General features: G+C 69.1%; 15 protein-coding genes. 5 read left to right on the top strand and 10 right to left on the bottom strand.

The annotated features are described in order from the left end of the window. The coding region (locus ACM2XV_RS07080; RefSeq protein WP_487026422.1) for a PASTA domain-containing protein at positions 1-968 on the top strand (968 nt) is incomplete at its 5' end. A 66-nt stretch (positions 969-1,034) separates the two neighbouring features. On the opposite strand, the gene ACM2XV_RS07075 is transcribed toward ACM2XV_RS07080, so the two are convergent. Genes ACM2XV_RS07075 through ACM2XV_RS07065 form a run of 3 tightly spaced genes read right to left on the bottom strand, consistent with a single transcriptional unit; the run spans position 1,035 to position 4,099 of the window. Further along, positions 1,035-2,408 (bottom strand): class II 3-deoxy-7-phosphoheptulonate synthase, encoded by a 1,374-nt coding sequence (locus ACM2XV_RS07075; RefSeq protein WP_344778219.1) that lies wholly within the window; start codon positions 2,406-2,408, stop codon positions 1,035-1,037. Positions 2,409-2,427: 19 nt separating this feature from the next. Further along, positions 2,428-3,123: a lysophospholipid acyltransferase family protein gene (locus ACM2XV_RS07070; protein WP_487026421.1), complete on the bottom strand. Its 696-nt coding sequence runs from the start codon at positions 3,121-3,123 to the stop codon at positions 2,428-2,430. A gap of 19 nt (positions 3,124-3,142) precedes the next feature. Then, positions 3,143-4,099 carry an ROK family glucokinase gene (locus ACM2XV_RS07065; RefSeq protein ID WP_487026420.1) on the bottom strand — a complete coding sequence of 319 codons (957 nt, stop codon included), beginning with the start codon at positions 4,097-4,099 and terminating at the stop codon, positions 3,143-3,145. A 132-nt stretch (positions 4,100-4,231) separates the two neighbouring features. Here ACM2XV_RS07065 and ACM2XV_RS07060 point away from each other — a divergent pair, with 132 nt between their 5' ends. Then, the gene (locus tag ACM2XV_RS07060; RefSeq protein WP_344778225.1) at positions 4,232-6,052 is read left to right on the top strand and encodes an AMP-dependent synthetase/ligase; all 1,821 of its coding nucleotides are present in this window, start codon (positions 4,232-4,234) and stop codon (positions 6,050-6,052) included. Between the two features lie 15 nt (positions 6,053-6,067). Here ACM2XV_RS07060 and ACM2XV_RS07055 read toward each other — a convergent pair whose 3' ends face one another. Both ACM2XV_RS07055 and ACM2XV_RS07050 read right to left on the bottom strand, forming a co-directional pair. Continuing rightward, the gene (locus ACM2XV_RS07055) at positions 6,068-6,571 is read right to left on the bottom strand and encodes a peptide deformylase (RefSeq protein WP_344778227.1); all 504 of its coding nucleotides are present in this window, start codon (positions 6,569-6,571) and stop codon (positions 6,068-6,070) included. A 32-nt stretch (positions 6,572-6,603) separates the two neighbouring features. Then, on the bottom strand, positions 6,604-7,830 hold the full coding sequence (locus tag ACM2XV_RS07050) for a MinD/ParA family ATP-binding protein (protein WP_487026419.1): 1,227 nt from the start codon (positions 7,828-7,830) through the stop codon (positions 6,604-6,606). Between the two features lie 120 nt (positions 7,831-7,950). On the opposite strand from ACM2XV_RS07050, the gene ACM2XV_RS07045 reads away from it, so the two are divergent. Then, positions 7,951-8,805 carry a ParA family protein gene (locus ACM2XV_RS07045; RefSeq protein ID WP_344778231.1) on the top strand — a complete coding sequence of 285 codons (855 nt, stop codon included), beginning with the start codon at positions 7,951-7,953 and terminating at the stop codon, positions 8,803-8,805. Positions 8,806-9,322: 517 nt separating this feature from the next. Here ACM2XV_RS07045 and ACM2XV_RS07040 read toward each other — a convergent pair. The 3 genes from ACM2XV_RS07040 to ACM2XV_RS07030 all read right to left on the bottom strand — a co-directional run bounded on the left by ACM2XV_RS07040 (position 9,323) and on the right by ACM2XV_RS07030 (position 11,232). Beyond that, positions 9,323-9,874 (bottom strand): MerR family transcriptional regulator, encoded by a 552-nt coding sequence (locus ACM2XV_RS07040; RefSeq protein ID WP_344778234.1) that lies wholly within the window; start codon positions 9,872-9,874, stop codon positions 9,323-9,325. A 171-nt stretch (positions 9,875-10,045) separates the two neighbouring features. Then, positions 10,046-10,756, bottom strand: coding sequence for a transcriptional regulator FtsR (gene ftsR / locus ACM2XV_RS07035; RefSeq protein WP_487026418.1), 711 nt, complete (start codon positions 10,754-10,756; stop codon positions 10,046-10,048). After that, a complete protein-coding gene (locus ACM2XV_RS07030; protein WP_425553476.1) occupies positions 10,756-11,232 on the bottom strand; it encodes an FHA domain-containing protein in 477 nt (158 codons plus the stop codon). The genes ftsR and ACM2XV_RS07030 overlap by 1 nt, the downstream gene beginning before the upstream one ends. A gap of 76 nt (positions 11,233-11,308) precedes the next feature. Between ACM2XV_RS07030 and ACM2XV_RS07025 the strand changes: the two genes are divergently transcribed. After that, positions 11,309-12,154: a DUF1295 domain-containing protein gene (locus ACM2XV_RS07025; RefSeq protein WP_344778240.1), complete on the top strand. Its 846-nt coding sequence runs from the start codon at positions 11,309-11,311 to the stop codon at positions 12,152-12,154. On the opposite strand, the gene ACM2XV_RS07020 is transcribed toward ACM2XV_RS07025, so the two are convergent. Further along, positions 12,077-12,613 carry a hypothetical protein gene (locus ACM2XV_RS07020; RefSeq protein WP_487026417.1) on the bottom strand — a complete coding sequence of 179 codons (537 nt, stop codon included), beginning with the start codon at positions 12,611-12,613 and terminating at the stop codon, positions 12,077-12,079. The genes ACM2XV_RS07025 and ACM2XV_RS07020 overlap by 78 nt on opposite strands. A gap of 91 nt (positions 12,614-12,704) precedes the next feature. Here ACM2XV_RS07020 and ACM2XV_RS07015 point away from each other — a divergent pair, with 91 nt between their 5' ends. Then, a complete protein-coding gene (locus ACM2XV_RS07015) occupies positions 12,705-13,166 on the top strand; it encodes a hypothetical protein (RefSeq protein WP_344778244.1) in 462 nt (153 codons plus the stop codon). A gap of 49 nt (positions 13,167-13,215) precedes the next feature. Here ACM2XV_RS07015 and ACM2XV_RS07010 read toward each other — a convergent pair. Continuing rightward, positions 13,216-13,603 (bottom strand): hypothetical protein (locus tag ACM2XV_RS07010; protein WP_487026416.1); only part of this gene is annotated, 388 nt, incomplete at its 5' end.

Here is a 13,603-nt window from a genome sequence, read left to right as displayed (position 1 = left end):
CCGTCGGCAAGCTCGCCTCGGTGAGCCGGCATCGCCGCAGTCGCGGCTGGTGGCTGTTCGCGGCTCTGATGCTCGCCGCGGGCCTCGCGTCCGGCACCGGCTGGTACTTCGGCGCCGGCCCCGGCGCTCTCGTCGCCGTGCCGTCGCTGCGTGAGAAGACCGCGCAGGACGCGGCATCCGCTCTTCAGAACGTCGACCTCGTCGCCAAGCAGAGCCCCGTCTACAGCTGCGAGGTGCCCGAGGGCCACGTGGCCGGTGCGCGGCCGAGCGCGGGGCGCCTGGTGCACAAGGGCAGCACCGTCACCCTGGACGTCTCGCGCGGGCACCAGCCGAACACGATCCCGCCACTCGGCGGCCTCTCGCTCGAGGCCGCGAAGCAGGCGATCACGGGCGCCAAGTCGCTCGTCGGGACCACGGTCGACAACCAGTTCAGCTCGAAGGTCGCGAACGGCGCCGTGATCTCGGCGACGAAGGCCACCGACGACCAGGACATCACCGGCGGCGGCGCCTTCACCCAGTGCGACACCGTGAACCTCGTGGTCTCGGTCGGGCCGGTCCCCGATGTCGTCGGCAAGCCGCTCGCCGAGGCGCAGGCCGAGCTGGCGAAGGCGAAGCTGTCGTTCGGCCAGGGCCAGCAGAAGTACGACGACAACGTGCCGAAGGGCTCGGTCATCGCGCAGGCCCCTGCGAACTCCGGGCCGGTGCGCCCCGGCGACACGATCCTGCTCGACGTCTCGAACGGCCCTCAGCTGTTCAACGTGCCCGACGTGACGGGCATGACGCCCGCCGACGCGAAGCAGGCACTCGAGAAGGCGGGCTTCACGGTCACCGTCCCCGACACGTTCTCGGGGCTGCCCATCGGGGTCTTCGCCGACGGCATGATCGTCGTCTCGAAGGAGACCCCAGACGCGAACTCGAAGCAGCGCAAGGGCACGAACATCAGCTTGACGCTCGGCCTGAAGGGCTGAGCGCAATCAGGCAGAGCCTCGGCCTGAAGGGCTGAGCGCAATCAGGCACAGCCTCGGCCTGAAGGGCTAGTTCTTCCGCAGCTCTTCGGCGACGAGGAAGGCGAGCTCGAGGGACTGCATGTGGTTGAGCCGCGGGTCGCACAGCGACTCGTAGCGGGTCGCCAGCGTCGCCTCGTCGATCATCTCGCTGCCGCCGAGGCACTCGGTCACATCGTCGCCGGTGAGCTCGACGTGGATTCCGCCGGGGTGCGTGCCCGCAGCGCGGTGCGCTTCGAAGAAGCCCTTGACCTCGTCGACGACGTCGTCGAAGCGGCGCGTCTTGTAGCCGGTGGGGGTCGTGATGCCGTTGCCGTGCATCGGGTCGGTCACCCACAGCGGCGTCGACCCCTCGGCCTTGACGGCCTCGAGCAGCGGGGGCAGCGCCTCGCGAATGCGCCCCGCACCCATGCGGGTGATGAACGTGAGACGCCCCGGCTCGCGCTCGGGGTCGAGCTTGTCGATGAGCCGGAAGACGTCGTCGGGCGTCGTGGTGGGCCCGAGCTTGACGCCGAGCGGATTGCGCACACGCGAGAGGAAGTCGATATGCGCACCGTCGATGTCGCGGGTGCGCTCGCCCACCCAGAGCAGGTGGGCCGAGACGTCGTACGGCGTGCCCGTGCGCGAGTCGATGCGCGTCAGCGGGCGCTCGTAGTCCATGAGCAGCGCCTCGTGGCTCGCGTAGAACTCAACGCCCTTGATCTCGTCGAAGTTGGCACCGCATGCCTCCATGAAGCGCACGGCCCGGTCGATCTCACGGGCCATGCCCTCGTAGCGCGCATTGGCGGGGTTCTCGGCGAAGCCCTTGTTCCAGCTGTGCACCTGGCGCAGATCGGCGAACCCGCCCTGCGTGAAGGCGCGGATGAGGTTGAGCGTCGACGCGGCCGTGTGGTAGCCGCGCACCAGGCGTGCGGGGTCGGCCTCGCGCGACTCGGGGGTGAAGTCGTAGCCGTTGACGATGTCGCCGCGGTAGGCGGGCAGCGTCACGTCGCCCCGCGTCTCGGTGTCGCTTGAGCGCGGCTTGGCGAACTGACCGGCCATGCGGCCGACCTTGATGACGGGCAGCGATGCGCCGTAGGTGAGCACGACGGCCATCTGCAGCACGGTCTTGACGCGATTGCGGATGCGGTCGGCGGTCGCGTCGGCGAACGTCTCTGCGCAGTCGCCGCCCTGCAGCAGGAATCCGTTGCCCGCGGCGGCGGCGGCGAGCCGGTCACGCAGCTGGTCGACCTCGCCCGCGAACACGAGCGGGGGAAGCGTCGCGAGCTCGGCGCTCGCGGCCGCGACGGCAGCCGGGTCTGGCCAGTTCGGCTGCTGCTTGATCGGCAGCGTGCGCCAGTGGTCGAGACCCGCGAGAACGAGCGGATCGGTCAGGGCTGCGGGGGTCTCGACGAGGGACGTCATAGCAGAGCGAGTCTATCGGTCAGCGGTTCAGGCTCGGCGTCGTCGCCTTCACGGAACTCGCGTAGACATCGACGTACTCCTGGCCGGAGATGCGCCACAGCTCGTACTGGATCTCATCGGTGACGGCGCGCAGGATGTAGCGGTCGCCCTCGAGCCCCGCGTAGCGCGAGAAGTCGAGCGGCTCGCCGACGACGATGCCGACGCGGCGGATGCGCGGCAGCTTCACGCCGTTGGGCATGAGCTCCTGCGTGCCGATCATCGCGACCGGGATCACCGGCACCCGCGCCTCGAGCAGCATGCGTGCGATGCCCGTGCGACCGCGGTACATGCGGTGATCGGGGCTGCGCGTGCCCTCGGGGTAGATGCCGAGCAGCTCGCCGGACGCGAGCACCCGCAAGCCGGTGTTCAGCGAGTCCTCGGACGCCTTGCCGCCCGAGCGGTCGATCGGAAGCTGCCCGGTGCCGAGGAAGAACATCTTCGTCAGCCAGCCCTTGAGCCCGCGGCCGGTGAAGTACTCGCTCTTGGCGAGGAAGGCGACGTGCCGGTCGACCATCAGCGGCAGGAAGATCGAGTCGAAGAACGAGATGTGGTTGCTCGCGAGGATCGCCGCGCCCTCTTTGGGCACGTTCTCGAGGCCCGTGATCCACGGCCGGAACACGGCCCGCAGCAGCGGGCCGAGAAGCACGTATTTGAGGAACCAGAAGAACGCGTTCAACGGATGCCCCCGATGCGGCTCACTTGGCAGTGGCGACGGCGTGCTGGCGCGCCACGTCGGCGGCGCCGACGACCCCGGCGTCGTTGACGAGCTCGGCGATGCGGAACTCGGGCTCGGGGTGGTAGCCCCGGGCCGGGAGCGTCTGCAGGAACGCCTGCCGCACCGGTGCGAGCAGCTTCTCGCCGGCGGAGGCGACGCCGCCGCCGAAGACGAAGACCTGGGGGTCGAGGATGGCGGCGAAGCTGGCGCAGGCCTGCCCGAGCCAGTCCCCCAGCTGCCGCAGCGCCTGCAGGGCACCGGGGTCGTCCTGGTCGACGAGGTCGCCGATGTCCTTGCCGTGCAGGTAGTTGCCGTTCTTCGAGCGCACGTCGGCGAGAGCCTGGCCGATGCCGCCCGCGTCGGCGAGCGTGTTGGCGTAGCGCTGCAGCGCACGGCCCGAGCCGTACTGCTCGATGCAGCCGTTCGCACCGCAGCCGCACGGCAGGCCGTTCGGCACGACCCGCATGTGGCCGAGCTCGGCGCCGGCGCCGAACCCCCCGCGGAACAGGCGGTCGTTCGCCACGATCGCGCCGCCGACGCCCGTGCCGATCGTGAGCATCACCATGTCGGAGGTGTTCTTGCCCGCGCCGAAGCGGAACTCGGCCCAGCCGGCGGCGTTGGCGTCGTTCTCGATGATCACGGGAACGGAGACCCGCTTCTCGAGCTTGTCGCGGAAGGGCTCGTGCCGCCAGTTGATGTTCGGCGCGTAGTAGACGATCGACTGCGTGGCGTCGATGAACCCCGCCGCCGCCACGCCGGCGGCGACGGCATCCGTTCCGTCCGCCAGCTCGTTGATCATGTCGACGACGATGTCCTCGAGAGCCTTGGAGTCGCCCGCAGGAGTTGGCTTGCGCAACTGCGTGACGATCTGGCCTTTTTCGTCGACGAGCGCTCCTGCGATCTTCGTTCCACCGATGTCGATGCCGATCGCGTGCACGCGGTCTCGCCTTTCGTTTGCAGCTGAGTGTCGGATGTACTGAGGACAGAACGTCCCGGGGACACTGTCTAGAGTGTATGCAGTCAGCCGCGCCACTGTCATGGCGCGGTCATCGGTACCGAAGGAGTTACCGTGCTCGAATCCGCGATTCCAGCCATCGTCCCGGCCGACCCGTCGGCCAACACCACCGACCTGCTCGTCGAGCGCGTCGCGCTCACCCCGGACAAGGTGCTGTTCGGGATTCCCGAGGGCGACGGCTGGCGCGACGTGACCGCAGCCGAGTTCCTCGACCAGGTGCGGGCGCTCGCCAAGGGCTTCGTCGCGGCGGGTGTGCAGCCGGGCGACAAGATCGGCATCATGAGCCGCACCCGCTACGAATGGGTGCTCATCGACTTCGCGATGTGGTTCGCGGGCGGCGTCCTCGTTCCCGTCTACGAGACGAGCTCACCCTCGCAGCTCGCGTGGAACCTCACCGACTCGGGCGCAACGGGCGTCATCCTCGAGGATGCCCGCCACTTCGCCGCCTTCGACGAGGTCGCCGCCGACCTGCCCGCCGTGCAGAAGGTCTGGCACATCGATCTCGGCGACCTCGACAAGCTCGTCGCCTCCGGCGTCGACGTGCCCGATGACGAGATCGAGCGCCGCCGCAAGCTCGCGAAGGGCGACGACATCGCGACGCTCATCTACTCCTCCGGCACGATGGGGCGCCCCAAGGGCGTCGTGCTGACGCACTCGAACTTCGTCGAGCTCTCGCGCAACGCGGGGAAGAAGCTCGGCCCGGTGCTGGAGGATCGGGCATCCACGGTGCTCTTCATCACCATCGCCCACGTGTTCGCGCGCTTCATCTCGGTCGTGTCGATCCATGCGGGCGTGCGGGTCGGTCATCAGGCCGACACCACGAAGCTGATGGACTCGCTGCAGTCGTTCCGGCCGACCTTCCTGCTCATGGTGCCGCGGGTGTTCGAGAAGGTCTACAACACCGCCGAGCAGATCGCCGAGTCCGGCGGCAAGGGCAAGATCTTCCGCGCCGCGGCCGACACCGCTGTGGCGTATTCCGAGGCGAAGGCGACGGGCAAGGTGCCGTTCGGCCTCAGCCTCAGGTTCAAGCTGTTCGACAAGCTCGTGCTCTCGACGCTGCGCGCGAAGATGGGCGGCCAGGTCGAGTACGCGGTTTCCGGCTCTGCGCCCCTGTCGACCCGCCTCGGCCACTTTTTCTCGGCGCTCGGGGTCGAAATCCTCGAGGGCTACGGGCTGACCGAGACCACGGCGCCCGTCTCGGTGAATCTGCCGGGCGCGTCCAAGATCGGGACCGTCGGCCCCGCGCTTCCCGGCAACGCGATCCGGATCGCGGCAGACGGCGAGATCGAGATCAAGGGCGTGTGCGTGTTCAAGGAGTACTGGCACAAGCCCGAGCTGACCGCCGAGTCGTTCGACGACGGCTGGTTCAAGACGGGCGACCTCGGTGCGCTCGACGAAGACGGCTACCTCTCGATCACCGGCCGCAAGAAGGAGATCATCGTGACGGCCGGCGGCAAGAACGTCGCCCCTGCCGTTCTCGAGGACGGCGCGCGCTCCAACCCGCTCATCGACCAGATCGTCGTCGTCGGCGAGCAGCGGCCCTTCATCGCGGCGCTCATCACGCTGGACACCGAGATGCTGCCGGTGTGGCTCAAGAACAATGGCCAGGACGAGCACATGTCGCTCGAAGAGGCCGTGCAGAACGACGCCGTGCTCGCCGAGGTGCAGAGGGCCGTCGACCACGCCAACGAGAGCGTCTCGCGCGCCGAGTCGATCAGGAAGTTCTCGATCCTGCCGACGACGTGGACCGAGGCGAGCGGCCATCTCACGCCCAAGCTGTCGATCAAGCGCAGTGTGATCGTGAAGGATTTCGCTGCCGAGATCGACGCGCTCTATGCGGGCGTGCCCACGCGCGCGATGTCCCTGCAGGGCTGAGGCCCGGGGCCAGGCTCAGAACCAGTCGGATTCCCGGATCTGCTTCATCGCCTCGCGCCGGCTCTGCTTCTCGAGCCGGTCGAGGTAGAGCAGACCGTTGAGGTGGTCGGTCTCGTGCTGCAGGGCCTGGGCGAGCACGCCCTCGCCCTGCACCTCGACCTGCTTGCCGTCGACGTCGAAGCCGACCGCGCGGGCCCAGGGGTGGCGAGCCGTCTCGAACCAGAGACCCGGCACGCTCAGGCATCCCTCGCCCACGGGCTCCTTCTCGCCGCGCACCTCGACGACCTCGGGGTTGATCAGGTAGCCGACCTGGCCGTCGACGTTATAGCTGAACACCCGCAGCGTCGCGCCGATCTGATTCGCCGCGACGCCGGCGCGGCCGGGCAGCTGCACCGAGTCGACGAGGTCGGCCACGAGCGCTCTGACGCCGTCGTCGAAGCCGCCCTCGCCGGGGATCGCAGGGTCGCACACGGTCTTCAGCACGGGGTCGCCGAACAGGCGGATGGGGCGCACGGTCACTCGCAGATCCTATCCGCGGGCGCCCGCGGCGCTCAGCCCTTCGGGTCCGGAAGCCCGTCGACCACGAGCGCCGCAAGAGTGCGGGCGGCTTCGCGGGTCAGCGGCTTGAGCTGGTGATAGGGCACCACCGACCCGGCGGCGAGCAGCGGGTCGTAGGGAATGCGCACGAGCTCGCGCACGCGGGAACGGAAGTGCGCCTCGATCTCGTCGAGCATGACCATGTTCGTGCCCTGCGTCGCCGTGTTGATCGCGACGACGGCGTTCTGCACGAGCTCGCCGTAGCCGTTCGCGTCGAGCCAGGTGAGGGTCTCCGAGGCCAGCTTGGCCTCGTCGACGCTGCCGCCGGAGACGATCACGATCTCGTCGGCGCGCTTCAGGGTGGCGCGCATGACCGAGTGCACGATGCCGGTGCCGCAGTCGGTGAGCACGAAGGAGTAGTAGCGGCTCGCGAGGTCGGCGACGACGTTGTAGTCGTCCTCGTCGAAGGCCTCGGAGAGGTTGGGGTCGGTGTCGGAGGCGAGCACGTCGAGCCGCGTCTCGTCATGGCTCACGAACTGCGTGAAGTCGGTGTAGCTGGCGATCGAGTTCGCGCGGTGCACGACGTCTCGCACGGTGGCGAGTGAGCGGTGCGGCACCCGCTCGCTGAGTGTGCCGCGGTCGGGGTTCGCGTCGACGGCGACGACCCGGTCGTCTCGCACATCGGACAGGGCCATGCCGAGAAGCGCGGTCACGGTCGTCTTGCCGACGCCGCCCTTCCGGGTGAGGACGGGGATGAAGCGCGCTCCCCCGGTCAGCTCGCGACGGATGCGGTGGTCGAGCTCTTTGCGGTGTCGCTCGGCCTTCGAATCGCCGAGATTCACGCCCGTGAAGGTCGCACCGTAGACGAAGCGGTTCCAGGCACCGGTCGGCCTCGACTTCGGCCGCCGCTTCACGTCGAGAATGCGGTCTGCCGTCAGCATCGCCGCGGATTCGGGCAGCTCGCTCGGCTCGCCGCGCAGCCGCTCGCGCCGGGAGGCGGCCGCCGACGTCGTCACCGCAGCGGGGCCGATCTGAGGCGTGACGAGGGTCATCGAGCGGATGCTGGGCGCCGACGGCAGTCGGCCGGGGTCGACCGGGCGCTCCGGGATGGCGACGGCGACCTCGTCGTCGGGCGTCTCGTGGGGCTTTTGCGGCGGCAGCTCGAGGCTGACCGTGATCGTGCGGGGCTCGTCGACGGCCTCGTCGGAGGCATCGACGCGCTGGCCTGTCCTCTCTGCCATTTCTGCAGACTACGGCGGCGTCGCCGCGAACGGAATGGCCGAATCGAGCTCGCCTCATGAGTCGCTCATACGCAGGGAACGGTTAGGTTCCTTCATGCCACTGACGGTAGGTTTCTAGGCGTGCACGTACTCAGCGTCAGTTCCCTCAAGGGCGGTGTCGGCAAGACCACAGTGACCCTCGGACTCGCGTCGGCGGCGTTCGCCAAGGGTCTGCGCACCCTCGTCATCGACCTCGACCCCCAGTCCGATGTGTCGACCGGAATGGACATCTCGGTCGCCGGCCATCTGAACGTCGCAGACGTCCTCGCCAGCCCGAAGGAGAAGATCGTCCGAGCGGCGATCGCCCCCAGCGGGTGGACCCGCGGGCGCCCCGGCAAGGTCGACGTGATGATCGGCTCGCCGTCCGCCATCAACTTCGACGGCCCGCACCCCTCGGTCAAGGACCTGTGGAAGCTCGAAGACGCGCTGGTGCATCTCGAGCACGAATACGACCTCACGCTGATCGACTGCGCGCCCTCGCTGAACGCGCTCACCCGCACCGCATGGGCCGCCTCCGACCGGGTCGCGGTCGTCACCGAGCCGGGCCTCTTCTCTGTCGCCGCCGCCGACCGTGCGCTGCGTGCCGTCGAAGAGATCCGCCGCGGTCTCGCTCCTCGGCTGCAGCCGCTCGGCATCATCGTGAACCGCGCCCGCGTGCAGTCCCTCGAGCACCAGTTCCGCATCAAGGAGCTGCGCGACATGTTCGGCCCGCTCGTGCTCTCCCCTCAGCTGCCCGAGCGCACCTCGCTGCAGCAGGCCCAGGGCGCAGCGAAGCCGCTGCACGTGTGGCCCGGCGAGTCCGCTCAAGAGATGGCGCACAACTTTGATCTGCTGCTCGAGCGCGTCCTGCGCACGGCCCGCCTGGGCGAGTACGCGCAGGAGGGCGCAGAGCCCGTCACCCGCGGCGCAGACCGCCCCGAGATCGCCGAGGCGTAGCGCGTCGGTTCGGCGGCGCGAATCGCCCGAACGGTGCCGCCGCGACGCAGTCGCGGGCGGCGCTTCCGGTGGCCTTTCCGGCACGGAATGTCGTCTGGCGTCCTCCCCCGCTCACGCGGCGACACTGGATGCCGCAAAGCACCCCCGCCACCACGCGCGGCGACACTAGATGCCACAAAGCACCCCCGCCACCACGCGCGGCGACACTAGATGCCACAAAGCACCCCCGCCACCACGCGCGGCGACACTAGATGTTGCATTGCGGCGGCCGTGATCCCGTCCGGCGACATTCCGTGGTGGAATCGGCGCCGCTAACCGACCAGGATTGTCGCCGCATGAAGAACCGCGCTCGTAGAGCAGCAGCTAGTGTCGCCGCGCGAACAACCACCCCTCGCGCAGCAGCGCCTAGTGTCGCCGCACGAAGAATCACGCCTCGCAAAGCAGCAGCTAGTGTCGCCGCATGAAGAACCACCCTCGCAAAGCGACACCTCGTGTCGCCGCGCGAAGAGGTGTGGCGCTAGCTGACCTGCTTGCGGGCGGCGCGGCGTGCGGCCAGCTCGTCGGCGGGGTCCGCCGACTCGACAGGATCGATCTCGACGAGGCTCGCCTCGACCTCGCGCAGCACGCGACCGACCGCGATGCCGAAGACGCCCTGGCCCTGGCTGACGAGGTCGATCACCTCGTCGTTGGAGGTGCAGAGGTACACCGATGCGCCGTCGCTCATGAGCGTCGTCTCGGCGAGGTCTGTCACGCCCGACTCGCGCAGCTGGTTCACGGCGACGCGGATCTGCTGCAGGGAGATGCCGGTGTCGAGCAGGCGCTTGACGAGCTTGAGAACGAGGATGTCGCGGAAGCCGTAGAGGCGCTGCGAGCCCGAGCCGGATGCCCCGCGAACGGTCGGCTCGACGAGTTCGGTGCGCGCCCAGTAGTCGAGCTGGCGATAGCTGATGCCGGCTGCCTTCGCCGCGACCGTGCCCTTGTAGCCCACTTCGTCTGCCATGTCGGGCAGGCCGTCGGTGAAGAGGTACTGCAGATCGAGGCGCCCTTCGGGGCCTGCGGCTTCGCTCATGCGCGTACCTTTCATCGCGTGCGGGGCTCCGACCGAATGCTTTCGATCGGCACTGAGTAAACGGTACTCAGCACCGGCAGGGCGGGCAATCACATCGGGCACCTGGGCCTCGGCGTGTCGCAACTTTCAGCCTCAAGTTGAGGTTGAAGGCTCGTCTCCCGCTGCCCGAGGTCAGGGCGTGAGACGGTCGAGCCCCGCCTGAAGCAGGGTACGTCGCACGGCGTCAAGCTGCCTGGCGATCTCCTGCGCGGTGTCGGCGGTCTTCGCCCGACCGGAGGCGTCGCGGCGGTGCGCGAGCGGCGCGATCGCGCTCTCGATGAGGCCGAGCTCACGCTCGACGCCGGCGCGCAAGGCGCGCACGTGCCGCGGCTCGATGCCGCGCTTCGCGAGCTCGACGAGAGCCGTCAGAACCTGCAGGGCGTCCTCGCCGAAAACTTCCGACGCCTGGATGAGCGAGGCACTGACAGCATCGCTCAGCAGCTGCGAGGTGGCGCCGGATTCGCGCAGCAGCTCGTCGCGCGTGAAGCGCCGCCCGGTCGAGAGCATGTGGGGTCGTGCGGGCCGGCCGCCGGCCGCGACCCCACCGGGAAGCATCGGGCTGAGCCCGGCATCCAGATCGGCGAGGTGGTCGCGGATCACCTTGAGGGGCAGGTAGTGGTCGCGCTGCATCGAGAGCACGAGCTTGAGTCGCTCGACGTCCTCGGGCGAGAACTTGCGATAGCCGGAGGGCGTGCGAGCCGGCGACACGAGCCCCTGCTCTTCGAGGAAGCGCAGCTTCGACGGGGTGAGCTCGGGGTGCTCCGGCGTCAGCTTCGCAAGCACCTGCCCGATGCTCAGAAGGACCGGCCCGGCGTCTTTCGCCTGGGCCGCCGAGCGCGCCACTACTTCTTGCCCGGGTCGTTCTTGCCCAGATCGGCGCGCGACGCGTAGAACGTGAAGCGGTACTTGCCGATCTGCACCTCGGCGCCGTCGACGAGCAGCGCGGACTCGATGCGCACGCCGTCGTAGTAGGTGCCGTTGAGCGACCCGAGATCGCGCACTTCGAACAGGGTGCCGTGCCGAGTGAACTCGGCGTGACGACGCGAGACCGTCACGTCGTCGAGGAAGATGTCGGCGTCTGGGTGCCGGCCGGCGACCGTCGTGTCGGCGTCGAGCAAGAAGCGCGCGCCGGTGTTGGGACCGCGACGGACGATGAGAAGCGCGGAACCGGAGGGCAGCGCGTTGATGGCGTCGAGCTCGTCGGCGGTCACGCCGGTGCCGTCGACGTTCATCGCCTGGGCAAACTCCTCACCGAAGCGCGCTGTCGTCGCTTCGTTGGCTCTCGCCGGTTCGCGCAGGGGGTTCTCGTCTGCCACCATCGTCCTCCTTCGTCCCCTCAGCGTATCGGAAAGGACACGGCGGGGAACCGGCCAAACACGCGCTTACGATGAGCCCGTGTCCCCACTTCTCGTGAATATCTGGATTCTCGTCGGCGTGTGCGCCCTGACCTGGGCGCTGTCGCTCGTCACCAGGGAGCACTCGTGGGTCGACCGGATCTGGTCGATCGTCCCACTCGCGTATGTCTGGGTGTTCGCCGCCGCGGCCGGGCTGAGCGATGCGCGGCTCGTGCTCATGGCAGTGCTCGTGACGCTGTGGGGCATCCGGCTCACCTTCAACTTCGCACGCAAGGGCGGCTACGCACGCGGCGGCGAGGACTACCGGTGGGCCTATCTGCGGGCGCGGATGCCCCGGCCGCTGTTCGAGGTGTTCAATCTGCTCTTCATCGTCTGCTACCAGAATGTGCTGCTGCTGCTCATCTCCCTTCCCGCGTACACCGCGTGGCGGCATCCCCGGCCCCTGACGGCGATCGACGCGGTGCTCGCCGCCGCGTTCCTCGCGGCGCTCGTGGGCGAGACGGTCGCCGATCAGCAGCAGTGGCGGTTCCAGCAGTGGAAGAAGGGCGAGCGCGCCGCCGGGCGCGAGCCGCGGGTGCGCTTCCTGCAGACCGGGCTCTTCCGGCTCTCGCGCCACCCGAACTTCTTCTTCGAGCAGGCGCAGTGGTGGCTGCTGTTCTTCTTCGGGTGCGTCGCCGCCGGCTCGCTGTGGCAGTGGACCGTGATCGGGCCGGCGCTGCTCACGGTTCTGTTCATCGGCTCGACCCGCATGACCGAGCAGATCTCGCGCGAGCGCTACCCCGAATACGCCGACTACCAGGCGCGGGTCTCAGCGCTCGTGCCCTGGTTCCCGCGGCGGCGCGGCGGCCCGGGCGGGTCGCGGGAAGACCTCGCGCAGCTGCGCTGAGCCGAGGTAGGCGCCGATGCCGAGCAGGATGAGGCTGAACGCGATCTGCTCGGTGATCATCCACGCCGGGTAGAGGTGCGGGATCGCAGCGAGCACGAGTGTGACCACCGGGAAGACCCGCGTGAACAGCAGCAGGCGCTGGTAGGCCCAGTACCAGCCGCGCGATGCGCGCCAGGTGAAGTAGAACAGCGTGGTCGTGATGCCGAGGACGACCACCGTGCGCGTCCACACGGGCAGGGTGACGGATGCCCCATGCCGCGCGAGCCCGACTGCGATGCCGACCGCGCCGAGCCCCAGCAGCAGCTCGAGGCCGAGCAGCCATGCGACGCGAGCGAACACCTGCCGGGTGCGCGGGTGCGCGACCGCCTCGGGCGCGGCCACGACTTCCGCGTGTCGGCCGCCCGCGACGCGGTCGAGGAAGCGGAAGGTCGGTTCCAGACGGGCGAGCAGGGCGTTCATGGCTGTGTTCGACCCTAACCGGGGCGGCTGTGTGCGCTGCGCCGCGTGTCACAGTTCCGCAGCCGTCGGGGGCCGGGGTTAGCGTGAAGACATGTCGTGCATCCGCTTCAACACCCCCGCGCAGCGCGAGCAGATGAGGCGGCTCGCGCCCAGCCAGCTGACGCCGGAGCAGGTCGCCGAGCTGCACCCCGCTCCCCCGGTGACCGAGAGCAAGATCCGCCGCCTGCGGCTGCTCGCGACGAACGACAACCCGAAGATCCGCGAGGCGGTCGCCTCGAGCTACAACACGCCGGCCGATCTGTTCGAGAAGCTCGCGAGCGATCCGGACGCCGGCGTGCGTGCGTGCGTCGCCCGCAACGAGGCGACGCCCTGCGACGTGCTGCGTGCGCTCGTCGACGACCCCGACGAGCAGGTGCGCGGATTCCTGGCCATCAATTACTACGTGCCCCAAGACGCCATGGCGCGGCTGCGCGAGGACGCGAGTCAGACGGTGCGCTCGCTCGTGCGCTGGAAGACCGAGCTCGCGGCCGAGTCCGAGCTCGCCGCGGTCTAGGGTTGCGCAGTGGCAAGCCCGCGCCGACGAGCGTGAGGGCGGGTGCGCCTCACTCCTCGAGGAAGACCAGGACCTCGTTGTCCGAGTTGTCGAAGACGAATTGCAGGGCCGTGCCGCCGTCGTAGGCCGATGTCAGGCTGAGCGGGAGGTCGCTGGTCAGCCGGAACTGCACCGCGGCCGGGAAATCCCCAGCGCCCTGACCCTGCCACGCGGGGCCCTCGAGAATGTCGGAATCGGGATCCGCGCCGTCGGCGAAGACCACCATCGACGGATCGTCTGCGCTCGTGACCGCACGGTCGACGACGACGCGCAGCCCGTTGAAGGCCCGAAAGCCCTCGGCGTGGGCTCCGCCGGTGGCGAGGAGGCCCTTCACCGCCAGCGGCACCTGGTAGCGAGGCGACGGCGTGAGCCGCGCGATCTGACGCGCCTGCTCGGGC

Source organism: Gryllotalpicola sp. CP2-P1 (assembly GCF_057512245.1).
The sequence above is the reverse complement of the archived record's forward strand: the minus strand, read 5'-3'. Positions and strand labels throughout refer to the sequence as shown.